21 protein-coding genes and 1 pseudogene are annotated in these 26,448 nt (G+C 72.0%); 7 read left to right on the plus strand and 15 right to left on the minus strand.

From position 1 onward, the window contains the following. Positions 1 to 269: 269 nt before the first annotated feature. Positions 270 to 2,402 carry an intein-containing Rv2578c family radical SAM protein gene (locus MMF94_RS21895; RefSeq protein ID WP_241038996.1) on the minus strand — a complete coding sequence of 711 codons (2,133 nt, stop codon included), beginning with the start codon at positions 2,400 to 2,402 and terminating at the stop codon, positions 270 to 272. 86 nt (positions 2,403 to 2,488) lie between these two features. Here MMF94_RS21895 and MMF94_RS21900 point away from each other — a divergent pair, with 86 nt between their 5' ends. Further along, on the plus strand, positions 2,489 to 3,052 hold the full coding sequence (locus MMF94_RS21900) for a gluconokinase (protein WP_241038997.1): 564 nt from the start codon (positions 2,489 to 2,491) through the stop codon (positions 3,050 to 3,052). A 51-nt stretch (positions 3,053 to 3,103) separates the two neighbouring features. Next, on the plus strand, positions 3,104 to 4,627 hold the full coding sequence (locus tag MMF94_RS21905; protein WP_338104303.1) for a YibE/F family protein: 1,524 nt from the start codon (positions 3,104 to 3,106) through the stop codon (positions 4,625 to 4,627). Positions 4,628 to 4,641: 14 nt separating this feature from the next. On the opposite strand, the gene MMF94_RS21910 is transcribed toward MMF94_RS21905, so the two are convergent. From MMF94_RS21910 to MMF94_RS21920, 3 genes are read right to left on the minus strand one after another with little or no spacing between them, the layout of a single operon-like run. Further along, a complete protein-coding gene (locus MMF94_RS21910; protein ID WP_241038998.1) occupies positions 4,642 to 5,199 on the minus strand; it encodes a class I SAM-dependent methyltransferase in 558 nt (185 codons plus the stop codon). Between the two features lie 10 nt (positions 5,200 to 5,209). After that, the gene (gene hisS, locus MMF94_RS21915) at positions 5,210 to 6,484 is read right to left on the minus strand and encodes a histidine--tRNA ligase (RefSeq protein ID WP_241039144.1); all 1,275 of its coding nucleotides are present in this window, start codon (positions 6,482 to 6,484) and stop codon (positions 5,210 to 5,212) included. A 32-nt stretch (positions 6,485 to 6,516) separates the two neighbouring features. Continuing rightward, positions 6,517 to 7,206 carry an MBL fold metallo-hydrolase gene (locus MMF94_RS21920; RefSeq protein ID WP_241038999.1) on the minus strand — a complete coding sequence of 230 codons (690 nt, stop codon included), beginning with the start codon at positions 7,204 to 7,206 and terminating at the stop codon, positions 6,517 to 6,519. A 150-nt stretch (positions 7,207 to 7,356) separates the two neighbouring features. Here MMF94_RS21920 and MMF94_RS21925 point away from each other — a divergent pair, with 150 nt between their 5' ends. After that, positions 7,357 to 8,187 (plus strand): peptidylprolyl isomerase, encoded by an 831-nt coding sequence (locus tag MMF94_RS21925; RefSeq protein ID WP_241039000.1) that lies wholly within the window; start codon positions 7,357 to 7,359, stop codon positions 8,185 to 8,187. Between the two features lie 8 nt (positions 8,188 to 8,195). Continuing rightward, a complete protein-coding gene (locus MMF94_RS21930; protein ID WP_241039001.1) occupies positions 8,196 to 9,836 on the plus strand; it encodes a carboxylesterase/lipase family protein in 1,641 nt (546 codons plus the stop codon). A 43-nt stretch (positions 9,837 to 9,879) separates the two neighbouring features. Here MMF94_RS21930 and MMF94_RS21935 read toward each other — a convergent pair whose 3' ends face one another. The 8 genes from MMF94_RS21935 to ruvC all read right to left on the minus strand — a co-directional run bounded on the left by MMF94_RS21935 (position 9,880) and on the right by ruvC (position 18,901). Next, the gene (locus MMF94_RS21935) at positions 9,880 to 12,234 is read right to left on the minus strand and encodes a RelA/SpoT family protein (RefSeq protein ID WP_241039002.1); all 2,355 of its coding nucleotides are present in this window, start codon (positions 12,232 to 12,234) and stop codon (positions 9,880 to 9,882) included. 97 nt (positions 12,235 to 12,331) lie between these two features. Beyond that, positions 12,332 to 12,883: an adenine phosphoribosyltransferase gene (locus MMF94_RS21940; protein ID WP_241039003.1), complete on the minus strand. Its 552-nt coding sequence runs from the start codon at positions 12,881 to 12,883 to the stop codon at positions 12,332 to 12,334. 222 nt (positions 12,884 to 13,105) lie between these two features. Continuing rightward, the gene (gene secF / locus MMF94_RS21945) at positions 13,106 to 14,344 is read right to left on the minus strand and encodes a protein translocase subunit SecF (RefSeq protein ID WP_241039004.1); all 1,239 of its coding nucleotides are present in this window, start codon (positions 14,342 to 14,344) and stop codon (positions 13,106 to 13,108) included. 3 nt (positions 14,345 to 14,347) lie between these two features. Further along, positions 14,348 to 16,150: a protein translocase subunit SecD gene (gene secD / locus MMF94_RS21950; protein WP_241039005.1), complete on the minus strand. Its 1,803-nt coding sequence runs from the start codon at positions 16,148 to 16,150 to the stop codon at positions 14,348 to 14,350. 36 nt (positions 16,151 to 16,186) lie between these two features. Next, positions 16,187 to 16,594: a preprotein translocase subunit YajC gene (gene yajC / locus MMF94_RS21955; RefSeq protein ID WP_241039006.1), complete on the minus strand. Its 408-nt coding sequence runs from the start codon at positions 16,592 to 16,594 to the stop codon at positions 16,187 to 16,189. 51 nt (positions 16,595 to 16,645) lie between these two features. Continuing rightward, positions 16,646 to 17,677, minus strand: a complete 1,032-nt coding sequence (gene ruvB, locus MMF94_RS21960; protein ID WP_241039007.1) for a Holliday junction branch migration DNA helicase RuvB — start codon at positions 17,675 to 17,677, stop codon at positions 16,646 to 16,648. Positions 17,678 to 17,705: 28 nt separating this feature from the next. Then, positions 17,706 to 18,311, minus strand: coding sequence for a Holliday junction branch migration protein RuvA (gene ruvA / locus MMF94_RS21965; RefSeq protein WP_241039008.1), 606 nt, complete (start codon positions 18,309 to 18,311; stop codon positions 17,706 to 17,708). Beyond that, on the minus strand, positions 18,308 to 18,901 hold the full coding sequence (ruvC, locus tag MMF94_RS21970) for a crossover junction endodeoxyribonuclease RuvC (RefSeq protein WP_241039009.1): 594 nt from the start codon (positions 18,899 to 18,901) through the stop codon (positions 18,308 to 18,310). Before ruvC ends, ruvA begins: the two co-directional genes overlap by 4 nt. A gap of 168 nt (positions 18,902 to 19,069) precedes the next feature. Here ruvC and MMF94_RS21975 point away from each other — a divergent pair, with 168 nt between their 5' ends. Next, positions 19,070 to 19,561, plus strand: coding sequence for a hypothetical protein (locus MMF94_RS21975; RefSeq protein ID WP_241039010.1), 492 nt, complete (start codon positions 19,070 to 19,072; stop codon positions 19,559 to 19,561). Between the two features lie 27 nt (positions 19,562 to 19,588). Here MMF94_RS21975 and MMF94_RS21980 read toward each other — a convergent pair whose 3' ends face one another. Together MMF94_RS21980 and MMF94_RS21985 are read right to left on the minus strand one after the other, a co-directional pair. Then, the gene (locus MMF94_RS21980) at positions 19,589 to 20,005 is read right to left on the minus strand and encodes a VOC family protein (RefSeq protein ID WP_338104305.1); all 417 of its coding nucleotides are present in this window, start codon (positions 20,003 to 20,005) and stop codon (positions 19,589 to 19,591) included. A gap of 49 nt (positions 20,006 to 20,054) precedes the next feature. After that, a complete protein-coding gene (locus tag MMF94_RS21985) occupies positions 20,055 to 20,498 on the minus strand; it encodes a helix-turn-helix domain-containing protein (RefSeq protein ID WP_241039012.1) in 444 nt (147 codons plus the stop codon). A 127-nt stretch (positions 20,499 to 20,625) separates the two neighbouring features. On the opposite strand from MMF94_RS21985, the gene MMF94_RS21990 reads away from it, so the two are divergent. After that, positions 20,626 to 21,204: a class I SAM-dependent methyltransferase gene (locus MMF94_RS21990; RefSeq protein ID WP_241039013.1), complete on the plus strand. Its 579-nt coding sequence runs from the start codon at positions 20,626 to 20,628 to the stop codon at positions 21,202 to 21,204. A 1,787-nt stretch (positions 21,205 to 22,991) separates the two neighbouring features. Continuing rightward, positions 22,992 to 23,393: pseudogene (locus MMF94_RS43575) on the plus strand (MOSC domain-containing protein); the annotation flags it as partial. Positions 23,394 to 23,489: 96 nt separating this feature from the next. On the opposite strand, the gene polA reads toward MMF94_RS43575, so the two are convergent. After that, positions 23,490 to 26,279 (minus strand): DNA polymerase I, encoded by a 2,790-nt coding sequence (gene polA, locus MMF94_RS22000; RefSeq protein WP_241039015.1) that lies wholly within the window; start codon positions 26,277 to 26,279, stop codon positions 23,490 to 23,492. Positions 26,280 to 26,448 lie beyond the last annotated feature (169 nt).

Consider the following 26,448-nt stretch of genomic DNA (forward strand, 5'->3'; position numbering starts at 1 on the left):
TGATGTGAAACCAGAGGAATGGCATACCACAGCACTACGCTTTCTTTACCTGCAGATGCGATCGTCGATGCCGAACCAATCGGAGACCCAAGAGTTCTTCCCGACCGGCACTCAGCGCGTCATCACAGAAATTGTTTCACCGACGCAAATGTTTCGGGTCGCGCCCGAAAACCCCGGCAGCGATATTGTTGAGCGCACCAGCAATCAGGGCACGTCAGGCCTGGCAGAGCTCGCTCCGAGCAATGGGATGACCACGACGACGAACCTGTTCACATCAGTCGGAGCTGTTCCCCGGACGACGGCGGGGTGACTGTGGCGTGCTCCGCGGACCGAGCGTGCCCGCGCGCGATGGTGGCGGCGCCGGACAGGCCGTGGCGGCGCAGCAACGGTGCGACGCGCTCGGCGAGGGCGTGGCGGTACGCGGGGTCGACGTAGGCGCCCCGTCGGTACAACCGCGCATAGGGCTCCACCAGCGTCGGGTGCTCGCGCGCCAGCCAGTCCAGGAACCACTCACGAGTGCCCGGCCGCAGATGCAGGGCCAGCACCGTGGCGCCGGTGGCGCCTGCCGCCTTCACCTGCGCGAGCAGCGCGTCGAGCGCCTCCGCCGAGTCGGTGAGCAACGGCAGCACGGGCGCCACCATCACGCCGCAGGACAGTCCGGCGTCGGAGATCCGCCGGACGAGGTCGAGCCGCGCGGCCGGTGACGGGGTGCCCGGCTCGAGCCGGGATTGCAAGGAACGGTCGACGAGGGCGATGGACACACCGAGCCCCACCGGGACGTCGGCTGCCGCCGCCGTGATGAGCGGAAGGTCGCGGCTGAGCACCGTGCCCTTGGTGAGCAGCGAGAACGGAGTGCCGGAGCCGGCCAGCGCCCGGATCACGCCGGGCATGAGCCGGTAGCGCCCTTCAGCGCGCTGGTACGGGTCGGTGTTGGTGCCCATCGCGACGGGCTCCCGGCCCCACCGCGGCGCGCGCAGCTCACGCTCCAGCACACGCGCGACGTTGACCTTCACGACGATCTGGCTGTCGAAGTCGGCGCCGGCATCGAATTCGAGATACGTGTGAGTGTTGCGGGCGAAGCAGTTGTGGCTGATCACTCCCTCCGCCACGAAGTCGCCCGTGCCGGTGGTGATGTCGTACATCGGCATCTCCACACCGAGCGACTGCACCGACTCCACCGCCAGCTCCGCCCCGCCGCTGACGGGCGCGCCGCCCAGGTCGCGCAGCTTGCCGACCGCGGGATCGGCGAGGCGCACCAGCCGCAGCAACGCTCCGGCGCCACCGAGCAGCCGGACCGTCCGGACCGCGCGTCGCCCGCCCTCCGCATGGCGCTCGGTGTGGACCGTGTGCCGCAGACCCAGGCGGCGCAGCGCGCTCGTGACCCGCCGGACGATCTCGGGGGCGGTGTGGCGGATCCGCAGTTCCCCGCCCTCGACCGCGCCGCGGGCGTCGACCACCCCGGCGAGGAACCCGGCATTCCAGTCGACTCCAGGGTTCTCGGGCCAGCGCACCACGTCGGTGATCGGCGCGATTCCACCGCGGCCGGTGGGTGCGGCGATGCGGCCCGGCTCCCAGCCTCCGGCCGGCACCGCCACCGGAAGCTCCACGACGTGCTGGGCCGCCTCGGCAAGGAAGTGGTGGACCCGGCCCAGCGCCTCGAGCTCCAGGTGGTCGGACGGAAAGCCACCGGAGTGGTCGACGCCGCAGTGACCTATCTCCCGGTGATCCACACCGCACTGATCCACCCCGCACCCGGGGACATCGTCGACCACCGGGCCGTCGGCCCGGACCAGCCCGCACAGGTAACCCTGCCGGTAGGCGGCGGTGTGCGGGCGCTGCTCCCACCCGGTCATCGCCTCCGGGCCGGGGCCGAGCAGGCCTGCACCCGGACGCAGCCGCGGCCGCAATCCGGAGCGGCACCAGCCGCCGCTCACGTGGCGCCAGCCGCGATCACTGAGGAATCGGTGCTCCCCGCTGGCCACCAGCTCTGTGCCTCCCGCGAGGCGGACCCGATAGGCGGGCTTGCTGGTGGACCAGTGCGCCAGCACGGTGGTGGGCACGTACCGCCGCTGCCCGCCGACGACCTCCGTGCCCATCACGGCGTCGCCGACGCGCAGCTGCGCGATCGGCCGGACGCGCCCGTCGGCCAGCAGGACGCGGGTGGAGCCCGCCAGGCAGTACACGCAGGCATGGGAGCAGCCGCGGTACGGGTTGACCGTCCATCGGAACGGAACCGGCGAGCTGCCCGGCACACGGTTGAGCACCGACTTGGCCTCGACCTCGTGGAAGACCGTGCCGGCGAACTCCGGGGTGCGGACCGAGCGCAGGAGGCCGCGCATCCCCGGGAGCGCCGCCTCCGCCCCGATTCCGTCGTCGAGCACCTGCTGTCCGCTCCAGCGCATGCCACCATTCGAACACGTGTTCGACACCCAGGGCAAGGCGGGGTCAGGGGCATACGCCAGTCTGGCTCCATGACCGGGACCCGCTCATGACGGTGACGCTGGTGGTGATGGGTGTGTCGGGCGTCGGCAAGAGCTCCGTGGCTGCCGAGCTCGTCAGGCGTACGGGATGGGCGTTCGTCGAGGGCGACGACCTGCATCCCGCGAGCAACCGCGCGAAAATGGCCAGCGGCATTCCCCTCGACGACGACGACCGCTGGCCGTGGCTGCGCCGGGTGGCCGCGTGGATCGGGGAGCAGGAGGCCGCGGGCCGCGACGCCGTGGTCACCTGCTCGGCCCTCAAGCGCTCGTACCGCGATCTGCTGTGCGACGGACACCCCTCCGCGCGCTTCGTGCACCTGCTCGCGCCGCCGGAGCTGATCTCGGCGAGGATCACCGCCCGGCGCAACCACTACATGCCGCCGTCCCTGCTCGAGAGCCAGCTCGCGACACTGGAGCCGCTCCAGCCCGACGAGCCGGGGATCGAGGTCGAGACCACGGGCGACCCCGCGGCCGTCGCCGAACGGGTGCTGGAGCTACTGGGCGACGACATCGTGCTGCCCGCCGATCCACCCTCCGGCGACGAGCCGGACCACCCGGCCTCATCCTCGTGATGTGCGTGAATGGGTACACACCAGCCGGCGAACCGTAGACAGGATGATCGCGTGCCGATCGACGAGCCCGGGGCGCGCGGTCCGCGGCAGCCGCAGGGGCATCGCCGGCACGGGCGTTCCAGCGTCCCGATCGCACAGCAACCCACGCCGTTGATCAGCCGTCCGCCTGGCTCCCCGCGCCCGGAGCCCGGCGCACCCCGACCGTCGGAGCGCACGGACCACCCGTCCCGATCCACCAGGCGCGCCTCGCCGCAGGAGCGCGAGGAGCCGGTCGACGACGACGCCCCGACCTCGCCCATCGGCATTCCCGCGGTGGGGCGCCGGCGGGATGCCGAGGACCCGGACGAGCACCCCGCCCGCGCCCCGCGACGGCGCCGCGCCGCGCCCGTGGACCACGGCCACGGCCACGGGCACGGACACGGCCACTCGCCGGCCCCGCCCGCGGGACGCCGGGTGCGCATCTTCATCGCCGCGCTGCTCGTCCCGTGCGCACTGGCGACGCTCGTCGGCATCGTTCTGCTGTGGCCGAGCGGCGGACCGCCGCCCACCGCCCAGCCCGTCGCCCAGCAGCCCGTACACGCCGAGGTCACCGCCACCAGCAAGGCCGACTGCAGCCCGGGCTCGGGCGACGGCCAGTGCCTCGGGCTCGTTCTCAAGATGGCCGACGGACCCTTGCCCGGGCGCGACCTCGTGCAGGTGGTTCCGGTCGAACCCGGCTCGCCGACGTTCGCGGTCGGCGACCCGGTGGTGCTGGGCTTCTCCGGGGGCGACCCGAACGACCCCGGCTCCTACCAGGTCGTCGACTTCCAGCGCGGAACGCCGCTCCTCTGGCTCGCCGCGATCTTCGCGGGCGCGGTGCTCCTGCTCGGGCGCTGGCGTGGCCTCGCCGCGCTGGTGGCTCTCGCGCTGAGCTTCGTCGTCCTGCTGATGTTCGTCCTGCCCGCGATCCTGGACGGCCACAACCCGCTCGCCGTGGCCGTGGTCGGGTCCTGCCTGATCATGTTCGTGGTGCTCTACCTGACCCACGGACCGTCCGCGCGCACATCCACGGCCGTCCTCGGCACGCTGCTGTCGCTCGCCCTGATCGGCGGGCTGGGCGCCGCGTTCTCCGTGGCCGCCCGGCTCACCGGGCTCGACGACCAGACCAGCAACCTGATCGCCACGCTCGGCACGGGTGTCGACGCGCGCGGTCTCCTGCTCGCCGGTGTGGTGATCGGCGCACTCGGCGTGCTCGACGACGTCACCGTCACCCAGACCAGCGCGGTGTGGGAACTGCGCCGCGCCAACCCGGAGCTGGGTGCACCCGGCCTCTTCGCGGCGGCGATGCGGATCGGGCGCGACCACGTGTCGTCGGCCGTCAACACGCTGGTGCTGGCCTACGCGGGGGCATCGCTGCCGCTGCTGCTGCTGTTCACGCTGTCGGGACGCGCGCTCAGCGAAGTGGTGACCACACAGGACGTGGCCACCGAGGTGGTGCGCACGCTGGTGGGCAGCATCGGGCTGGTGGCCTCTGTCCCGATCACCACGGCGCTCGCCGCGGTGGTGGCCAGCCGCGAGGCCGACGTCGAGCCGTGACTGCTCCGCGCAGGTCAGGGGCGACGCGCCAGCAGGCTCGCCTCGCCGTCGCGCTCGGTGTGATCCAGCCTGGTCAGGCCGTCGAAGGCGGCGAGCAGCTCCCCGGCGTCGGCGCGAAACGGCCCACCCTCGTCCCCGACCACCGACAGCACCGTCACCACGAGCAGCCCGCCGGGAGCGAGGCGCTGCGCGAGCACCGGGTACAGGGCGGGATCACGGAACCGCTGGCACACCACCACGTCGTACGGCCCGGCGCACCCGTCGGGCAGCCCCTCGTCGAGGTCGTGGGACCACCAGCGCACCTGCTCGCCGACCCCGCGGTCGGCCGCGAGCGCAGCGCCCGCCGCCAGCGCGGGCTCCGAGACGTCGACCGCGTCGACACCGAACCCATGCTCGGCCAGCCACACGGCCACCGTGCCGCGGCCGCAGGCCACATCGAGCGCGCGTCCTGCGGTCGGAAGCAGGTGCTCACGACCACGCAACGCATCCGGCGGCGTGGGGACGGCCGGCGCACCCGCTGCTGCGACGGCCCGGTGCCGCGCGTCCCACCGCTCGCGATCTTCCCGCGCCACGGAGGTGAGCCTAGGCGCGCAGCCGGGCGAGCACCTCATCGGTCGCGCCCGCCAGCTCGACGTCCTGCTGCTCCCCCGACACCAGGTCCTTGAGACCCACCGTGCCGGCCTCGAGGTCGCGTTCGCCGAGCACCAGCGCGAAGCGGGCGCCGGACCGGTCGGCGGCCTTCATCGCACCCTTGAGCCCACGGCCGCCGTAGGCCAGATCGACCCGGACACCGGCGCGGCGAAGCTGCGCGGCCAGCACCACGAGCCGTCGCTTCGCCGCCTCGCCCAGCGGCACGCCGAAGACCTCGCAGCGTGCCTCGGACCACGGCGCGACGCCCTCCGCGCGACAGGCCAGCAGCGTGCGGTCCACGCCGATGCCGTAGCCGACGCCCGACAGCTGCTGCCCGCCGAGCGTGGCCATCAGACCGTCGTAGCGACCACCACCGCCGATCCCGGACTGCGCGCCGAGACCGTCGTGCACGAACTCGAAGGTCGTCTTCGTGTAGTAGTCCAGGCCCCGCACCATCCGCGGGTTCTCGACGTAGGCCACGCCGAGGTCGTCGAGGTGCTGCTTCACCGCGGCGTGGTGCTCGGCGGAGGCGGCCGAGAGGTGGTCGACGAGCAGCGGGGCGTCGACCAGCAGCGCGCGCACGTCGGGGCGCTTGTCGTCGAGCACCCGCAGCGGGTTGATCGCCGCCCGCTTGCGGGTGGCCTCGTCGAGCGGGAGCCCGGCCAGGAACTCCTGCAGCAGCGCCCGGTAGGCAGGGCGGGACTCGGCGTCGCCGAGCGAGGTGATCTCCAGGCGGTAGCCGGTGAGGCCGAGCGCGCGGAACCCCTCATCGGCGATGGCGATGACCTCGGCGTCGAGCGCCGGGTCGTCCACGCCGATCGCCTCGATGCCCACCTGCTGCAGCTGCCGGTAGCGCCCGGCCTGCGGACGCTCGTAGCGGAAGAACGGGCCCGCGTAGCGCAGCTTCACCGGTAGCCCGGCGCGGTCGAGGCCGTGCTCGATCACCGAGCGCACGACACCGGCCGTGCCCTCCGGGCGCAGCGTCACCGACCGGTCACCGCGATCGGCGAAGGTGTACATCTCCTTGCTCACGACGTCGGTGGACTCGCCGACCCCGCGGGCGTACAGGCCGGTCTCCTCGAACACCGGAAGCTCGATGAGCCCGTACCCGGCACGGTCGGCCGCGGCGACGAGCGTGGTGCGGACGTGCTCGAAACCCGCCGACTCCGGGGGCACGTACTCCGGGATGCCCTTGGGTGCGGCGAACGCGGCAGGGCGCTGTTCCACGGTGTCGGCCCGCTCCTCGCTGCGCGCGGCCGTCACAGCCCACGCCCCGTGGTGGGCAGGTCCAGCCCCTGCAGGAACGGGTTGGAGGCCCGCTCCCGCCCGACGGTGGTGGTGGGCCCGTGCCCGGGCAGCACGACCGCGGAGTCGTCGCGGGTGAGGAGCTTGTCGTGCAGGCTCGCCATCATCTGCGCGTGGTCCCCTCCGGGGAGATCGGTGCGGCCGATCGAGCCCGCGAACAGCGTGTCGCCGGCAAGGATCACCTCGATCCCCTCCTCTGTGGGCGTGGTGAAGACGACGGAGCCGCGGGTGTGGCCCGGTGTGTGGTCGACGCGCAGCGTGAGCCCGGCGATGTCGAGGGCACTGCCGTCGGAGAGCTCGCGGACCTCGCGGGGTTCGCGCAGCTCCATCCGGCCGCCGAAGAACGCCGCCGCCTCCGCCGAGATGCCCTTCATCGGGTCGGCGAGCATCTCCCGGTCCTCCGGGTGGATCCAGGCCGGGATGTCATGGCCGTCGCACACGGGCGCAACGCTGTACGTGTGGTCGAAGTGGCCATGGGTCAGCAGCACCGCCACCGGCGTGAGGCGGTGCTCGGCGAGCAGCTCCTCCAGTGGCTCGACGGCGTCCTGGCCGGGATCGACCACCACGCACGCCTCGCCGGCAGCCGCTGCCACGACATAGCAGTTGGTCTGGAACGAACCGGCGGGAAATCCTGCGACGAGCACCCCACCAGACTAGGACCTGCCCTCCACCGCAGGTCGCGCGGTTTACCCCGCACGGAGCCGCACTCCCCATACGCGCTGGTGACCACTCCGAAACCTCACAGGAACAGTCGTTATCCTGCGGCCCGGGTAACGAGGGCGAGGGAGTACCGAGTGGCGACGAACCAGATGCGGCGCGATGCGGCCAAGCGGAAGCTGGCGAACCAGCAGCAGCGACGGGCCGCGCGGGCCAAACGTCGCCAGCGGATCGCCATCATCACATCGGTCGCCGTCGTCGTGGTGGTCGTCGTGGGTGTGGTGCTGCTCTCCACCGTGGGCCGCGATTCCGCGCCGTCCCCGGCCGCCGCCCCTCCGGGTCCGACACCGGCTCCCGCCACACCCGCCGCACTGGGCCACTGCGCGTTCACGCCCACGCCGCAGGATCCGGCCGCGAAGCCCGTCCCCGTCCCGACCCTGACGGAGGCGAGCACCAACGGCACCGTGCCGGCCACGATCCAGACCGACAAGGGCGCGATCCCGCTGACGCTGGACCGCGCCACCGGTCCGTGCGCCGTGGAGAACTTCATGAGCCTCGCGAAGGCGGGCTTCTACAACAACACCCCGTGCCACCGGCTCACCACCACCGAGGGCCTGAAGGTGCTGCAGTGCGGTGACCCCACCGGCACCGGCTCGGGCGGGCCCGGTTACACGATCAACGACGAGCCGCCCACCGGGCTGGCCCCGGCTGCCAACGGCTCCGTGGTCTACCCGCGGGGCACCGTGGCGATGGCGAAGACCTCCGCTCCCAACTCCGGGGGCAGCCAGTTCTTCCTCGTCTACGCCGACTCCACCCTCCCGCCCGACTACACCGTCTTCGGCACGATCGGCGCCCCTGGCCTCGCCACTCTGGACAACGTCGCCAAGGCAGGGTCGGACAACTCGAACGGCACCGGTGACGGCAAGCCCGTCACTCCCGTCCAGATCCAGACCGTCACCGTCGGCTGAGCCGGCGGGTGTTCGGAGGGGGCCGCGTAGCGGTCGTCGTGCTGGCCGCGGCGGCCGTGCTGACCGGTTGTTCCGCGGCCCCTGAACCCTCGGCTGCCCCGCTCGGCGACCAGGTCAGGATCGAGCAGGGCGAGCTCCTCGGCACCACCGACGGCGACGTGCTGCGCTACCAGGGCATCCCTTACGCGGAGCCACCCGTCGGGGAGCTGCGCTGGGAACCCCCGCAGCCGCCGCCGTCCTGGACCGGCACGCGGAACGCCACCAGCCCGGGCAGCCGGTGCGCCCAGCTCACCGCGGCCCCGGCCACACCCCTCGCCGCCCCGCTCGCCGCAGCCGGCAGCACGAGCGAGGACTGCCTCACGCTCGACGTCACGGTCCCGGCCGGCACCACGCCGAGATCGCAGCTGCCGGTGCTCGTCTGGATCCACGGCGGCGGCTTCAACGCCGGTGCCGGCTCCGACGTCGACCCGCGGCGCCTCGTCAGAGCCGGGCCGCTGGTGGTCGTCACGGTCAACTACCGGCTGGGCATCTTCGGCTTCTTCGGCCTGCCCGGACTGAGCGGCTCCGGAACGTTCGGGATCCTCGACCAGCAGGCGGCCCTGCATTGGGTGCGACGCAACATCGCCGCCTTCGGCGGCAACCCCGGTTCGGTCACGCTGGCCGGAGAGTCGGCGGGTGCCGACAGTGTCTGCGCGCAGCTCGCGTCGCCCGGTGCGGTGGGGCTGTTCCACCGCGTGATCCTGCAGAGCGGCGGCTGCAGCACCGCGAACATCGTCGACGTCATCCGGCCCGGCAGCGGGCCCGGTGGCGACACCTGGAAGCCGCTTCCCCTGGTGGAGGCGGCCGGGGAGGCCGTCGCGAGCCAGTTCGGATGCCCCGACCGCGGCCGGACCCCTGCCCCGACCGTCGCCTGCCTGCGTGCCGTGTCCACCGACCGGCTCGTGGCGGGGGCAGGCGTGTACTGGAGCCCTGCGACGGGCACCCCGGCGCTGCCGCGCCGCCCGTCGGACATCGTGGTGGACCGCGACCTGCGTGCCGTACCGGTGCTCGCCGGGATCACTCGCGACGAGGGCACCCTCTTCAGCGCCGTGTTCTTCGACCAGGCTGGCGCCCCGCTCACCGCAGCCGGCTTCCGCACCCTGCTCACTGCGGCGGCCGGAACGCGCGCCCAGGCCGCGATGCTCACCTACCCGCTCACCGGCCGGTCACCGGGCCGGGTCTGGTCGGACGTCATCACCGACCGCGGCTATGCGTGCACCATGCTCGCCACCCAGCGCATTCTCGGGCCCCGGGCACCGCTCTACGCCTACGAGTTCGCCGACCCCACGGCGCCCTCCCCGTTCGTGACGCTGCCGCCCCACCTCGCTACCGGCGTCACCCACGGGGCCGAGATGCCCTACCTGTTCGACCTCGTGCCCACTCAGCCCGCGCTCACCCCCGAACAGCAGGCGCTGGCCAAGGAGATGGTGGCCGCGTGGGCGCGGTTCGCCGCAACCGGCAACCCCAACGGCGGGGGCGGCCCGGTCTGGCCCCGATGGGCGGGCGCGGGTTCGGTCCTGACGATCACCGGCGCCGGGCACGGCACCGAAGTGCGCCCGGCCGCCGAGTTCGCTGCCGCGCACAACTGCGGCCTCTGGGACCTGAGCTGATCCCCGGCGTCCGCTTCGCCGGGCAACGCGGCATGCGAGCCGGCTAGCTCGCGCTCGTGACCCGGTACACGTCGTAGACGCCCTCGACGTTGCGCACAGCGCGCAGCACGTGGCCGAGATGCTTCGGGTCGCCCATCTCGAAGCTGAAGCGCGACACCGCCACGCGGTCGCGCGACGTCGTGACCGAGGCCGACAGGATGTTGACCTTCTCGTCGGCCAGCACCTTCGTGATGTCGGAGAGCAGGCGGTGGCGGTCCAGCGCCTCCACCTGGATCGCCACGAGGAACACCGAGCCCGGCGAGACCGCCCACGTGACCTCGACCAGCCGTTCCGAGCGGTTCTGCAGGTCGGAGGCGTTGGTGCAGTCGGTGCGGTGCACGGAGATGCCGCCGCCCCGCGTGACGAACCCGAGGATGTCGTCGCCGGGCACGGGGGTGCAGCAGCGCGCGAGCTTGGTGTACAGGTCGGAGAGGTCCCCACCGGTGATACTGCCGTCGCCGCGCACCACCACGCCGGCGTCACCACCGGTGCGCCGCTGCCGCACGGTGGACGGCGTGGCGCGCTCGGCGAGATCCTCTTCTGCCTGCTCCACACCGCCGAGCAGCGCGACGAGACGCTGGACGACGTGACGTGCGCTCGCGTGGCCCTCACCGACCGCGGCGTAGAGCCCGGACAGGTCGGGGAAGTGCAGCTCGCGCGACAACGCCGCCATCGCGTCGGCGGAGACGAGCCGCTGCAGCGGCATCGAGGTGCGCCGTGCCTCCCGGGCGATCGCCTCCTTGCCCGCCTCGATCGCCTCCTCGCGGCGCTCCTTGGCGAACCACTGCTTGATCTTGGTCTTGGCACGCGGTGACGCGACGAACGCGAGCCAGTCGCGGCTCGGACCCGCGCCCTCGGCCTTGGACGTGAAGATCTCGACGACGTCGCCCGACTCGAGCTTGCGTTCCAGCGCGACCAGCCGGCCGTTGACGCGCGACCCGATACACCGGTTGCCGACCTCGGTGTGCACCGCGTACGCCAGGTCGACGGGGGTGGACCCGGTGGGCAGCGTGATGACGTCGCCCTTGGGGGTGAAGACGAAGATCTCCTGCGAGGCGAGGTCGAAGCGCAGCGACTCCAGGAAGTCGCCGGGGTCCGCCGCCTCTCGTTGCCAGTCGAGCAGCTGGCGCATCCAGGACATCTCGTCGACCTCGACGGCCGACGTGGACCAGTTCGCGCCGTTCTGGCTGCGGGGGCTCTCCTTGTAGCGCCAGTGCGCCGCGATGCCGTACTCCGCGGTGCGGTGCATGTCGTGAGTGCGGATCTGCACCTCGAGGGGCTTGCCGTCCGGCCCGATCACCGTGGTGTGCAGCGACTGGTACACCCCGAACCGGGGCTGGGCGACGTAGTCCTTGAACCGCCCCGGCATCGGCTGCCACAGCGCGTGCACCATTCCCATCGCGGCATAGCAGTCGCGCACCTCGTCGACCAGGACACGCACGCCCACCAGGTCGTGGATGTCGTCGAAGTCCCGGCCCTTGACGATCATCTTCCGGTAGATCGAGTAGTAGTGCTTCGGCCTGCCCTCGACGGTGGCGGCGATGCGGGCGGCGTCGAGCTGCTGCATCACCTCGTCGATGACCTGCTTGAGATAGGTGTCGCGGGACGGCGCCCGGGTGGCGACCAGCCGGACGATCTCCGAGTACTTCTTCGGGTGCAGGATCGCGAAGGACAGGTCCTCGAGCTCCCACTTGACCGTGGCCATCCCGAGCCGGTGGGCCAGCGGCGCGAGCACCTCGAGCGTCTCGCGGGCCTTCTTGGCCTGCTTCTCCGGCGGCAGGAAGCGCATCGTGCGCATGTTGTGCAACCGGTCGGACAGCTTGATCACGAGCACCCGCGGGTCACGGGCCATCGCGACGACCATCTTGCGGATCGTCTCCGCCTCGGCGGCGGTGCCCAGCTCGACCCGGTCGAGCTTCGTCACCCCGTCGACGAGATGCGCCACCTCTTCGCCGAAGTCGGCACGCAACCGGTCGAGCGGGTAGTCGGTGTCCTCCACCGTGTCGTGCAACAGCGCCGCCACGAGAGTGGTGGTGTCCATGCCCAGCTCGGCCAGGATGGTGGCAACGGCCAGCGGGTGGGTGATGTACGGGTCGCCGGACTTGCGCTTCTGGCCGTCGTGCTTCGACTCGGCCACGTCGTAGGCGCGCTGCAGCAGGGCGAGGTCCGCCTTGGGGTGCAGCGCGCGGTGCACGCTGGCGAGCGGCTCGAGAACGGGGGCGACGACGGCAACGCGCTGCGGCGTCATCCGGCGGGCGATCCGGGCGCGCACCCTACGCGTGGCCGACGGCCTCGACGTGGTCGCCACCGGGCTCTCCGGACCAGGGAGCGGCGGCGCGACCGGCTGTAGGTCCGTCATGCGATATCGCGCTCCACCCGATGGAGGATAGTCCCGTGCCGGCGGAGTGGCTGGGCTGATCCCCCTGCTGGCGGTAGCGCTCGAACCAGGTGCCCGCTCAGAGGCTGAGCAAAGCGTGCACCGGGATCGGGGCGAGCTGCTCGCGACCCCCGAGCGCCCCCAGCTCCAGCAGGACCGCGAAGCCGATGACGTCGGCGCCCACATCGGCCAGCAGCTTGTACGCCGCAACCCCCGTGCCCCCGGTGGCCAGCACGTCGTCGACGATGAACACCTTCGCCCCCGGCGCCACCGTGTCGGCCGACAGCTCGAGAGTGGCGCTGCCGTACTCGAGGTCGTAGGTGCGAGAGGCCGCCACCCGCGGCAGCTTCCCGGCCTTGCGGACGGGCACCACGCCGGTGCCGGCGACGACGGCCACCGCCGCACCGATCAGGAAACCACGAGCTTCCACCCCGACCACGACATCGGCATCACCGACCAGCGACGCCAGCTCGGTGGTGACCGTCGCGAACGCCTCCGGGTCGGCCAGCACCGGCGTGATGTCCCGGAAGAGGACGCCGGGTGCCGGGTAATCAGGAACGTCACGGATGAGCGCCGCCACGCGTTCGAGCGCGGCCTCCGTCTCGGCGTCGGACACGTCCAGCTCGCTCATCGTCATTCCTCGCTACGCTCGGTCAGCGCTGCGCGAAGGCGCTGTACCGCCGATTCGCTCGCACGCTCGCGCTGTCTCAATGATCCGCCGGCGGGCTCGCGCACTATCAATGATTCCGCTCGCGAGCTCGCTCACTGTCGATGGTGCACACGCGAGCTCGCGCGTGATCGATGGGTTCGCTCGCAAGCTCACTCACTGTCGATGGTTCGCTCGCGAGCTCGCTCATCCCCGCCGCTTGCCGGCGGGCCGCGACGCCTTGCCCGTGGGCCGGGCCGTGCGGCCGCCGCGCTGCTCCACCGACTTGCCGGGCCGGGCCGGGCGGCTCGCCGCCGCGGCCATCGCCCGCTCCCGGCGTAGCTCGGTGGCGAGCACCCCGTCGTCGGACAGGTCCGGGTCGCCGTCGGGCTGCCCGTCCGGCTCACCGGCGAGTGCGGACGCGGCCCGCTGGCGACGGGCCACCACCCGCGCCGCCTGCTGCTGGTACCTGCGGTCGCGCATCTTGATGTCGACCAGCAGCGGGGTGGCGAGAAGCAGCGACGACAGCGCGCCCGCGATGATGCCGACCATCTGCACCAGCGCGAGGTCGGCCAGCGTGCCGACACCGAGCAGGCCAACACCGACCACCATCAGCCCGACCACCGGCAGCACCGCGATCAGCGACGTGTTGATCGAACGCATCAGCGTCTGGTTGAGCGCGAGGTTCGCCGCCTCGCCGTACGTGCGCCGCGTCAGCCCGAGCAGGCCGCGGGTGTTCTCCTTGACCTTGTCGAACACGACCACCGTGTCGTAGAGCGAGAAGCCCAGGATGGTCAGCAGGCCGATCACCGTGGCCGGGCTGACCTCGAACCCGATGATCGAGTAGACGCCCGCCGTGACGATCACGTCGTGGGCGAGGGCGATCAGCGCTGCGATCGCCATCGCGCGTTCGAAGTAGAACGCCAGGAAGACCGTCACCAGCACGAGGAACACCGCCAGCGCGATGATCGCCTGCCGGGTGATCTGCCCGCCCCAGCTTCCGCTCACGTCGCTGTCACTGATCGCCTGCAGCGAGGGCGCCCCGGTGGGCCCGATCGGTTTGAACGTGTCGAACAGCGCCTGCTTGAGCTGCACGAGCTGAGTGGGGTTCAGCGACTCGGAGCGGATGAGCACCGAGGCCGAGTTGCCGGTGCCGACCGTCTGCACGGCGGCGGCCTCGTGCCCGGTGACGTGCTCGTAGACGCTGCCGACCGCTTGCACGTCGGCAGACACGGCCGTGCCGGCCGACGAGAACTGGATCTGCGTGCCACCGGTGAAGTCGATGCCGAGGTTGAAGCCACGGAAGATGATCGACCCGATGCAGATGAGCATGAACAGCCCGAACACGACGTACCAGACGCGCCTGCGCCCGACGATGTCGAACGAGCCGGTGCCGGTGTAGAGGCCGGAGAGGCGGCCCGTCTTCCGGGAAGGGGTGGTGGCCATCCCTCAGGCTCCCTTCGATGCGCCGGCCGCGGCTGCGGCCCGCTTGCGATCGGCACCGATCCGCGCCACCGCACCGAGGCCGGACAGCGTGGGACTGCTGAACAGCCGGGAGCTGGACGCGAGCGCCACCAGCGGATGGGTCACCAGGAACACGACGACCAGGTCGAGCACGGTGGACAGGCCCAGGGTGAACGCGAAGCCCTTCACCTGCCCCAGCGCGAGCAGGTACAGCACGGCGGAGGCAAGGAAGCTGACCGCGTCGGCCGACAGGATCGTCCGCCGCGCCCGGACCCAGCCTCGTGGGACCGCCGACCGGAACGTGCGGCCCTCGCGCATCTCGTCCTTGAGCCGTTCGAAGAAGATCACGAACGAGTCGGCGGTGATGCCGATGGCGACGATGAACCCGGCCACCCCGGCGAGGTCGAGCGTGAACCCGATCCACCGCCCGAGCAGCACCAGAACGCCGTAGACGATCACGCCGGAGAGCACCAGCGACAGGATCGTCAGCACCCCGAGGATCCGGTAGTAGAAGAGGCAGTAGACGAACACCAGGGCGAGCCCCAGCGCACCCGCGATCAGGCCCGCTTGCAGCGAGGCCAGCCCGAGCGTGGCCGAGACCGTCTGGGCCTCCGACGACGCGAACGACAGCGGCAGCGAGCCGTACCGCAGGATGCCCGCGAGCCGCTGAGCGGACTCCTGGTTGAACTGTCCGGAGATCTCGGTGGGTCCGTAGATCGCGCTCTGGATCGTGGGCGCCGAGACGACCTCGCCGTCGAGCACGAACGCAGCGCTCTTGCCGATGTTCTGCGAGGTGTACTGGCCCCAGGTCGCGGCACCCTGGCTCTTGAACGTGAGGCTGATGACCCAGCCGGCGCCCTGGGTGTTCTGCTGCGCGATGGCGTTGTCGATCTGCGTGCCCTCGAGGAAGGCGGGGCCGAGGACGTACTTCTCGGTGCGGTCCTGGCTGCAGGCGACCAGCGGGCGCGTCGGGTCGTCGTAGCCCTTCAGAGGGTCACGCACGTTGCAGTCCAGGGTGGCCAGCGCCGTCTGCTGGACAGCCGGGTCGGTGCTCTGGCGGAGCTCGCGGGCCTGGTTGATCTCGGCGGCGAGCTGCGGGTCGGCCGGACCCGCAGGCGTGCCCGATCCCGCGGCCGGCGGAGGAGGCGGAGGCGGCGCAGGCGTGGGCGGAGGCGTGGGGTTCTGCAGCGGCTGGGTGAAGGCGACCGGGGCGACGCCGCGCTCGACAGGCGCCGACGGGTCGGCCGCGCCCTGCGGCTGCTGGGCGGGGTTCGCCGGTGCGGCGGGCGGAGGAGCAGCAGGGGCACCCGGCGGGGGTGCCGGAGCGCCGGGAGCGGGGGCGCCCGGCGCGGGGGCGACCCCACCCGGAGCGGCGGGAGCGCCGCCCGGCGGGGCAGGTGGAGTGGCCGCCACCGGACCGCCGATGACCTCGCGGAACCTCAGCTGCGCGGTCTGGCCGAGGTCGCGGGCCTGGTCCCCTTCCTGGCCGGGAACCGTGATGGTGAGGTTGCTGCCGTCGAGCACCACCTCGGCGCCGCTGACGCCGAGGCCGTTGACCCGATCCTCGATGATCTCCTGGGCCTGCAGGAGTTGCTCCCGAGGCGGCTCGGCGCCGGTTTCGGTGCGCGCCTGCAGGGTGACACGCGTGCCACCCTGCAGGTCGATGCCGAGCTTTGGTGTGGCCCGGCCGTCCCCGGTGAAGAACACCAGTGCGTAGAGCACGACGACGATGCCGAGGAACGCCGCGAGGTAGCGCCAGGGACGGATCCGACCCGGGGTGGTTGCCACTGCTACAGATCTCTTCCTGTCAGTACGCCCGCATCGTCAGTTGCGGGAGGAGCCGTTCGCGGAGTCGTCCTTCTCCAACGATGGCGCCTTGTCCAGCGACGGCGACGCGTCGGGCGTCGGATCGGCCGGCGCCACCGGGGCCGGCGGCGCGTCGATCACGGTCGGCTCCTCCACCGGGTCGTGGTGGGTCACCTTCTCCCGGATCGCGGCGCGCAGCCAGGTGGTGACCACGCCGTCCGCGATCTCGAGGTCGACGGTGTCCTCGTAGGAGGCGTCGATGACCGTGCCGCGGAGACCGGACGTGGTCACGACCACGTCGCCGTTCTCCAGCGACTGCTGAAGCGCCTGTGTCTCCGCCATCTGCCGGCGCTGGCGCCGGCCGGACAGGAAGATCGGGATGAACAGCAGCAGGATGAGTAGTGGGAACAGCAGCGAGAGGTCCATGGTCTCCGTATCTCCGCACGTCGAGAGCCACCAGAGTCTGCCAGCCCCCGCTCAGAACAACGCGGGAGGGCCACCCGGGGTGACGTCCGGCGGCGCAGCGATGCCCAGATGTGACCAGGCCGCCGCCGTGGCTACCCGTCCCCGGGGGGTGCGGGCCAGCATTCCGGCCCTTACCAGGTACGGCTCGCAGACCTCTTCGACCGTACCGGGTTCCTCGCCGACTGCGACAGCAAGCGTCGAAACGCCCACGGGCCCGCCGCCGAACGACCGGACCAGCGCCCCCAGGACCGCGCGGTCCAGCCGGTCGAGGCCCAGCTCGTCGACGTCGTAGACGGCCAGGGCGTCCCGGGCCACCTCCCTGGTGACGGCGCCGTCGGCGCGCACCTGGGCGAAGTCCCGCACGCGGCGCAGGAGTCGGTTGGCGATACGCGGGGTGCCCCGGGACCTGCCCGCGATCTCGTGGGCACCGTCACGGCGCAGATCGACATCGAGGATCACCGCGGCACGGCGCAGCACGAGCTCCAGTTCCGCCGGCTCGTAGAACTCCATATGGGCGGTGAAACCGAACCTGTCGCGCAGCGGACCGGTGAGCGCCCCCGACCGGGTGGTGGCCCCGACCAGCGTGAACGGTGCGATCTCCAGCGGAATGGACGTGGCGCCCGGGCCCTTCCCCACCACCACGTCGACCCGGAAGTCCTCCATCGCGAGGTAGAGCATCTCCTCGGCGGGCCGGGCGATCCGGTGGATCTCGTCGATGAAGAGGACGTCGCCTGCCTCGAGGTTGGACAGCATCGCGGCGAGGTCGCCTGCGCGTTCCAGCGCCGGGCCCGACGTCAGCCGGATCGCGGCACCCATCTCGGCGGCGACGATCAGCGCGAGGCTCGTCTTGCCCAGCCCCGGCGGGCCCGACAGCAGGATGTGGTCGGGTGGGTCACCGCGCCGCCGCGCCCCCTCCAGCACCAGCTCCAGCTGCTCGCGGACCCGCGGCTGCCCGATGAACTCGGTGAGGGAACGAGGCCGCAGGCTGGCATCGACCTCCAGGTCTTCGGGCTCGGGCCCCGGCGTGAGTGCGACGTCGTTCATCGCGGTCCCCCGCCCGAGCACGTTGTCCTCATCGGGACCTGCCCAGGCGCGTCAGCGCCGCCCGCAGGAGCGTGCTGGCGTCCGCGTCGGCCTCACCGGCCAGCACCGCGTCCACCGCCTGCTCCGCGGGCTTCGCGGTGAAGCCGAGCCCGACGAGGGCCTCCACCACCTGGTCACGACGCGGGTTCGCGCTGTTCAGCGCCGCCGACGGCACTGCGGCCGGCGCGGCCGCCGATGCCACCACCTTGTCGCGCAGCTCCAGCACCAGTCGTTCCGCGCCCTTGCGCCCGATGCCGGGCACGCGGGTGATCGTCGTCAGGTCACCGTCGACGAGCGCGCGGCGCAGCACGTCCGGCGCGAGCACGGCGAGGGTGGCGAGCGCCGTGCGCGGTCCGATGCCGCTGACCGTCTGTAGCAGCCCGAAGAGCTCGCGCTCCTCGTCGTTGGCGAAACCGAACAGGGTGAGGGATTCCTCCCGCACCACGAGCGCCGTGGCGAGCCGGCTGGGCTGCCCCCGTCGCAGCCCGGCCAGAGTGCTGGGGGTGGCGTGCACGGCCAGGCCGACGCCCCCCACCTCGACGACGGCGTGGTCCAGGCCGATCTCCAGCACCTCACCGCGCACCGAACTGATCACGATGCCTCCCCTGCGGCCTTCGCCGCTGCCGCCTTCGCCGCTGCCGCGGCCACCCGTGCCTTGTGGGCCCGCGCCAACTCGGCCGACCGGGCCTGCGCCTGGGCCATCCGGTCCAGCATGGGCGCTCGCCAGCAATGGCAGATCGCGAGGGCCAGCGCGTCGGCCGCGTCGGCGGGCCGCGGTGCCTCGGCGAGCTTGAGCAGGCGGGTGACCATCGTGGTGACCTGCTCCTTGCCCGCCCGGCCCTCGCCCGTGACGGCAGCCTTCACCTCACTGGGCGTGTGGAACGCGACCGGCAGTCCGGCCCGGGCCGCGAGCAGCGCGACGACCCCGCTGGCCTGCGCCGTGCCCATCACCGTGCGGACGTTGTGCTGGCTGAACACGCGCTCGATCGCCACCACGTCGGGCCGGTACCGCTCGATCCAGTCCTCGACCACCGCACCGACCGCCAGCAGCCGCTCCGCGATCGGGGCGTCCGCAGGCGTCCGCACGACGTCGACAGCCACGCAGCGCACGGTGCGCCCACCGGCACCGTCGACGACGCCGAGCCCGCACCGGGTGAGCCCCGGGTCGACGCCGAGCACCCGCACACCATCTCCTCACGCGCGAACAGCCGTTCGAGGGGGCAGGCTACCGGCGTGCGATCGGGCGCTCGCGGGGGCGCGCCGTCCGCGGGCCGGGTACTTCCTCAGCGGTCCGTGCGACCGTCGCCACCGCACACCCGTGTGGGACGACACTTCTCGACGCAGGGAGCGAGCATGTCAGCAGTCGATCATCTCGGCACGTACCTCAACGACCACCTCGGCGGCGCCAACGCGGGGGTCGAGATGGCGCGCCAGCTCGAGGAGGCCGTCCGGGGCACTCCGTACGCGGCCGCCCTCGGGCCGATCGCCACGGACATCGAGGAGGACCTCGAGACGCTGCGTGGCCTCGTCGACGAGGTGGGGGTCGGCCAGAACCCCGTGAAACAGGCCGTCGGCTGGGTCGTGGAGAAGGCGCATCGGATCGGTGTCCACGAGCGGATGGCCGGCAGCCGGGACCTGTCGCTGCTGCTGCAGGCCGAGAGCCTCGGACTCGGCGTGGAGGGCAAACTCGCGCTCTGGCTGGCGCTGATGGAGGTGGTCCCCGCCCACCCGCAGCTCACCACCGTCGACCTGCCGGCTTTGGCGGAACGGGCCCGGGACCAGCGGCGCCGGCTGGAGATCGCCCGGCTCGGCGCCGCCCGTGCCGCTTTCACCTCCGACGACTGACCGGACGCCCCTTCCGCCACCGCTGGGTCAGGCCGTGGTCTGGGACAGGCTGAACCAGTTGCCGGAGTCGTCGCGGAACAGGGCCTCGATCCCGTACGGGCGCCGCGCGGGCTCCTGCGTGAACACGACACCGCGAGCGGAGAGCTCCTCGTAGGTCTTCTGGCAGTCGTCGGTGTTCATCACGCCCGCGCCCAGCGCGCCCTTCGCGACGAGGGCGCGGATCTGGTCAGCGGTGTCCGGATCGTGGCCCATTCCGACGGCGGCGAGGATGATCTCCAGGCCGGGCTGGTCGGGCGGGCCGACGGTCAGCCAGCGGAAGCCCTCGCCCGCACCTTCGAACTCCGCGCCCATCGTGACGTCGTTGCGCACCTCGAAGCCGAGCTTCTCGGTGTAGAACTCCTTGGCCGAGTCCTGGTCGAGCACGTACACGGTGGTGTGCGACATCCTGCTGATCATCTGGCCCTCCGGTCGATCACGGTGTGTGCCGCAGACGCTAGGGCCGCTCCACCGGTGCGGGCTTCTCCGCGATTGCGGTGGTGGCGCCGGGCCGCCCCCATGCCATGACGAAGTAGTCCGGCACCCGCGGAGCCGCCCTCTCGGCGTGCACCTTGCGGTACGCCGTGGGGGACGCACCCACGAGCTCGGAGAAGCGGGCGCTGAACGAGCCGAGGCTCGTGAACCCGACGAGGTGGCAGATCTCGGTGACGGTGAGGTCGGCCGAACGCAGGAGGTCCTGCGCCCGCTCCACCCGCCTGCGTGTGAGGTACTGGCCGGGCGTCTCACCGTAGGCCGCGCGGAACCCGCGGGCGAAGTGGTAGCGGGAGAAGCCCGCGGCGCGGGCCATGTCGTCGAGATCGAGCGGCTCGGCGTAATAGCGGTCGATCAGGTCGCGCGCTCGCCGCAGGTGGAACACCGCCGGCACAACAGGACCATTCACCTGCGCATCCTCCCGTACTTTCGTCGCCGTCCCCTGTGCGACACCGAACGGAAACCCACTGGTGGCATGCCGGGTGCCCAGCCGCTGATCCGGGTTCACCCGCGCGCCGCCGCCGTACGCTCCGACGATGCGCGACGGCCGGATCCTGCTGCGTGAGTTCCTGCGCGCCCCCACCCAGGTCGCCACCGTGACGGCGAGCTCGGAGGCGCTCGTCGCCACGATGCTCGCACCACACGTGATCGGCGATGGATCCGTGGTCGTCGAGCTCGGGGCCGGGACGGGTCACGTCACCGACACCCTGCAGCGCAGGCTGGCCGGGCGCGGCCGCCACATCGCCATCGAGATCAACCCGACGCTGGCGCGCAGGCTCGCCGCCCGACACCCCGCTGTCACCGTCGTGTGCGCCGACGCCGCCGAGCTCCCCGACGTGTTGCGGACCCACGGGGTCGCGAAGGCCGACTCGATCTGCAGCCTCCTGCCCTGGGCCGCCTACGCATCCGCACCGATCCCCGCCATCTCCGCCGCGGCCCTCGCCCCGACCGGCACCTTCACCCAGGTCTCGCTGCTGGTGACCCATCTGCTGCCCCCGGCCCGCCGCCAGGAGCGCGACCTCCGGGCGGCCTTCGCCGAACTCACGGTCAGCCCGCCGGTCTGGCGCAACCTCCCCCCGGCCCGCGTCCTCGCCGGACGGCGCCCGAGAACCTGAGGACGGCGTAGAAGCACGCCGTCACGCCCCGGGCACCCGGCGCGCGCGATCGGCGGCCGAGCCAACTCGACACGCGCGGCACCGGCGCTCCCGGCACGGGTCGAGGCGGCCCCGCCGGACACGCTTCCCCGGCCGGCCCCTGGCACGCGGCCGGGGAAGCCAGCCGGGGACCGGCAACCGTGCCACACCCTGCTCCGCGTCCCGAAATGGTGATCAACACCCGGAGGAGCCACACCACCGGTGCTCGGCGGCGTACGCCAGGTCATGATCACCGAACGGGGGTCGGGAACCGCGCCACACACGGCGCCAAGGCCCGAAATGACGATCAACGCCGGAGGCCCGCCGTGCAGACACAGGCACACCAGCCGGAGGTCGGCGACCGCGCTCCACACCGCTCCAGGGGTGACGATCGATGCCGGAGGCCCGCCGTGTAGGCACAGGCACACCAGCGGAGGTCGGCGACCGCGCTCCAGACGGCTCCGCCGAGCGCGGTGTTGGCGGGCGGGCCGGACGGTGGCGCCCGGACCGGGGCCCGGCGCCGTGGGATGGGCCGGCCTGTCGACCAGCAGATTCATCGCCGGGTCTCCAGCGGTGATGAAGGCCGGGGCCGGGCCGCACCTGCAACGGTTCCTGCGGCACCAGCCCGTGCCACATCAAGATCGCCATTCCGGGACCGGCAACCGCCCTACACACAGCTCCAGGTCCTGGAACGGCGATCATCACCGGCGGCCGTCCGGCACAGTCCCTGGGCTGCCGGCCCCGTTCCTCGGTCGCGACCGCCAGCCGGACCTCGGCCACGCCGCCTCCTTCAAGCGCAGTTTCTGCCCGCGGTACGGACGGTGGGTCACATCCAACGGCCCGGGGCGCGCGGCGCCTCGGATCAGCCGGCCACCGGTCGACCAGCAGTTCATCGCCGCGTCCCACATGGCGCCCAACACCGGGGTCGGCCGCACCTGCACCAGCCCCCAGGGGCACCAGGCCGGTGCAAGCCAAGATCACCACCCGGGGACCGGCAACCGCGCCACACACACCGCCACGTCCCCAAACAGCGATCACCACCAGTGGCGGGCACACTCACCAGCGCTCCGCGGCGGATACAGCCATGATCACCAAACCGGGGTCGGCAACCGCGCTCTACACGCCTCCGCGTCCCCAAACGGGGATCATCACCCGTGGCAGCCGACGCCAACCAGCGCGCCGCCGCGGATACCCAGCCATGATCACCAAACGGGGGTCGGCAACCGCGCTCTACCCAGCTCCGCGTCCCCAAATGGCGATCATCACCCGAGGCGGCCACACCAACCCGTACTCCGCGCCAGATACCCGGCCATGATCACCAAACGGGGGTCGAGAACCGTGCTCTACCCAGCTCCGCGTCCCCAAACGGTGATCAACGCCCGCGGCGACCACGCCAACCAGTCCCCGCGACCGACGCCCACTCGTGATCACCAAACGGGGACCGGGACCCGCCAGGCACACCGCTCCACGTCCCGAAACAGCGATCACCACCCGTGGCGACCACGCCCACCAGCGCGCCGCCGCGGATACCCGGCCCTGATCACCAAACGCGGGTCGGCAACCACGCTCTACCCAGCTCCGCGTCCCCAAATGGTGATCATCGTTCGAGGCGAGAGGCTCGGGGCCCGGCACCCGGGGAGCGCGCCCCCGGGAGCCGGGGCAGCGGGCCGAGCTGCCGGGGGTCGGTCGGAGGTAGCGTCGGTGTCGTGACGATCGGGGAGCAGGGGCTCGAAGTGCCCGTGGAGATCGTCGACCTGCTCGTCTCCCCCGTGCACGCCTTCGAGGGGCGGCCGCAGGACGGACCCCGGCCCGACCCGGCCGGGACGCACCCCGAGTACGTCGAGGTCAGGGCGGGTCTCGGACTCGTCGGGGACCGCTACTTCGGGCACGCGGCCCACCGCAGGGCGGCGGTCACGTTCTTCGCGGCGGAGTCACTCGACGAGGTCGCCCGCGAGCTGGGTCTGGCGGCCGTGCCCGATGCGGGTCTGACGCGCCGGAACGTGGTAGTGCGCGGCTTCCCGGTGGACCGGCTCGCGGCTGGGCGCGGCACCGAGGGGGCGGTCTTCAGCCTCGATTCGGGTGACGGGCCGGTGCGGTTCCGCGCGCACCGCCCCGCCAACCCCTGCCGCTGGATGGACGTGGTGCTCGCCCCGGGCGCGTTCCGCGGGATGCGCGGGCGGGGCGGAGTGCGCTGCGAACCGCTCGATGACGGCGTGCTGCGCCGCGGGCAGGCGTTGCTGCGGGTGGAGACCTCGCTGCACGCCCGGTCAGTGGGCCGCGTCGTCCCAGCTGCGGCCGTAGCCGACCGACACCTCGAGCGGCACGCTCAGCTGCGCGGCCGCACCCATCTCGCGCCGCACCAAGCTCTCCACGGCCTCGCGTTCGCCATCGGCCACCTCGAGCACGAGTTCGTCGTGCACCTGCAGCAGCATCCGGCTGCGCAGCCCCTCGCTCGTGAGGGCCCTGTGCACACCGAGCATGGCGACCTTGATGATGTCGGCGGCGCTGCCCTGGATGGGAGCGTTCAGCGCCATCCGCTCGGCCATCTCCCGGCGCTGACGGTTGTCGCTGGTGAGGTCGGGCAGGTAACGGCGGCGGCCGAGGATGGTGGCGGTGAAGCCGTCCTTGCGGGCGATGTCGACGATGCTGCGCAGGTAGTCGCGCACTCCACCGAAGACGTTGAAGTACTCGTCCATGAGCCCACGGGCCTCCTCTGTGGAGATCCGCAACTGCCCGGCCAGGCCGAACGAGGAGAGCCCGTAGGCCAGCCCGTAGTTCATCGCCTTGATCTTGGCGCGCTGCTCCCCCGAGACCTCGGTGGGTTCGCAGTCGAAGACCCGCCCGGCCGTCTGCGCGTGGAAGTCATGGCGCGAGCGGAAGGCCTCGATCAGCGCGGCGTCCTCCGACAGATGGGCCATGATCCGCATCTCGATCTGGCTGTAGTCGGCCGTCATCAGCTCCGCGTATCCGGGGCCGACCACGAACGTCTCGCGGATCCGCCGGCCCGCCGCGGTGCGGATCGGGACGTTCTGCAGGTTGGGCTCGGTGGAGCTCAGGCGACCGGTGGCCGCGATCGTCTGGCTGTAGGTGGTGTGGATCCGCCCGTCGTCGGCGACGGACTTGAGCAGGCCGTCGACGGTGACCTTGAGCCGGGTGGCGTCGCGGTGCAGCAGCAGGTGGGAGAGGAACTCGTGGCCCGTCTGCTCGTAGAGCGTCTGCAGCGCGTCGGCATCGGTGGTGTAGCCGGTCTTGGTGCGCTTGGTCTTCGGCATGTTGAGCTCGTCGAACAGCACCGCTTGCAGCTGTTTCGGCGAGCCGAGGTTGATCTCCTTGCCGATCACGGAGTAGCTGTCCTGTGCGGCCTGCTTCACCTGAGCGGCGAACTCGGCCTCCAGGGCCGCGAGGGCCTCGCCGTCGACGGCGATGCCGGCCTTCTCCAGATCGGCGAGCACGAACTCCAGCGGCAGTTCGAGCTCCGCCAGCAGTTCGGTGCCGCCGCGCTCGGCCAGCTCGGCGTCGAGGGCATCGGCCAGTTCCGCGACGGCCGAGGCCGCGATCATCTGCGTCTGCGCGCGGGCCGCGTCGGCCTCCTCCTCGCCGCCGAGCAGCGACAGCTGGCCGTCCTCGGCCTCACCGTCGGCACGAAGCTCGCGACGCAGGTAGCGCAGCGCCAGATCGGCGAGGTCGAAGCTGCGCTGCCCCGGCCGGGCGAGATACGCGGCGAGCGCCGTGTCGCTGGTGAGCCCGGCGAGGCTCCAGCCGCGTCCGCGCAGCGCGTGGAGCGCCGACTTGGCGTCGTGGGCCGCCTTGGGCACCGACGGGTCGGCGAGCCACTCCCCCAGCGCGGCCTCGTCGTCGGGCGTGAGCTTGACGACGTCGAGGTAGGCGGCCTGCGGCACGCCGGCGAGCGCACCTTCCGCGCGCGCCTCCACGGTGGGCTCGCCCGCCGCGAGTCCGATGCCGGCGAGGTCGCCCGCGGTGGCCCCGCCGGTGATGCCGTGGAACGCGAGACCGACACGGCGCCCGTCGCGGGCATGGCTGTGGAGCCAGGCCCGGACGCCACCCGGCTCGATGGCCCCGCCCTGCACCTCGATGCCGCCCTCGGCCTCCGGCTCCGCGCTCTGCAGCGTGGCGAACAGCCGTTCACGCAGCACGCGGAACTCCAGCTCGTCGAACAGCCGGTGCACGGCGTCGCGATCCCACGGCCGCAGCTCGAGATCGGCAGGCGCCGCGTCGAGCGGCACGTCGCGGATCAGTTCGGTGAGCTGCCGGTTGAGCAGCACACCGGCCAGGTGGGCCCGCAGGGCGTCGCCCGCCTTGCCCTTGACCTCGTCGACGCGGTCGGTGAGCTCGGCGAGCGAACCGAACTCGCGGATCCACTTCGCGGCCGTCTTCTCCCCCACGCCCGGGATGCTCGGCAGGTTGTCGCTGGGGTCGCCCCGCAGCGCCGCGAAATCCGGGTACTGGGCAGGGGTGAGGCCGTAGCGGTTCATCACCTCGCCAGGGTCGATGCGGCCGAGATCGGACACCCCGCGCTTCGGGTAGAGCACCGTGACGTCGTCGCTGACCAGCTGGAACGCATCGCGGTCGCCCGTGGTGATGAGCACCTGGAAGCCGTCGGCCTCCGCCTGGGTGGCCAGCGTGGCGATCAGGTCGTCGGCCTCGAAGCCCTCCACACCGAAATCGGGGATGCCCAGCGCCCGCAGCACCTCCTTGATGAGGTCGACCTGGCCCCGGAAGTCGTCGGGAGTGGTGGTGCGGTTGGCCTTGTACTCGGTGTAGCGCTCGGACCGGAACGTGGCGCGGGAGACGTCGAAGCACACCGCGAGGTGGGTGGGCTGTTCGTCGCGCAGCAGGTTGATGAGCATCGACGTGAAGCCGTAGACCGCGTTGGTGGTCTGCCCCGTGCCGGTGCGGAAGTTCTCCGCAGGCAGCGCGAAGAACGCGCGGTAGGCCAGCGAGTGGCCATCGAGCAGCAGGAGCCGTCGCCCGGTGGACGACGGCGAGGCCGGCGCCGGCGCGGCCGGCTTCTGTGGGGTGCGTGTGGCGGGGCTCATCGACGGCGAGTGTAGGACCGTCGCCCGACAGTTCCGCACCCGACGGGCCTGCGACACAGCAGGTCGCGGGCAGCAGGGAACCCGGCCCCCGATTTCACCGTTGCTGATGTTGGACGTGCCGTACGTCCCGTTCGTCCCGATAGGGTCGCACCGAGATCATCCGGCCTCT

Origin of the sequence: Pseudonocardia alaniniphila, from assembly GCF_022524485.1 — a bacterium.
GTDB classification, from domain to species: domain Bacteria; phylum Actinomycetota; class Actinomycetes; order Mycobacteriales; family Pseudonocardiaceae; genus Pseudonocardia; species Pseudonocardia alaniniphila.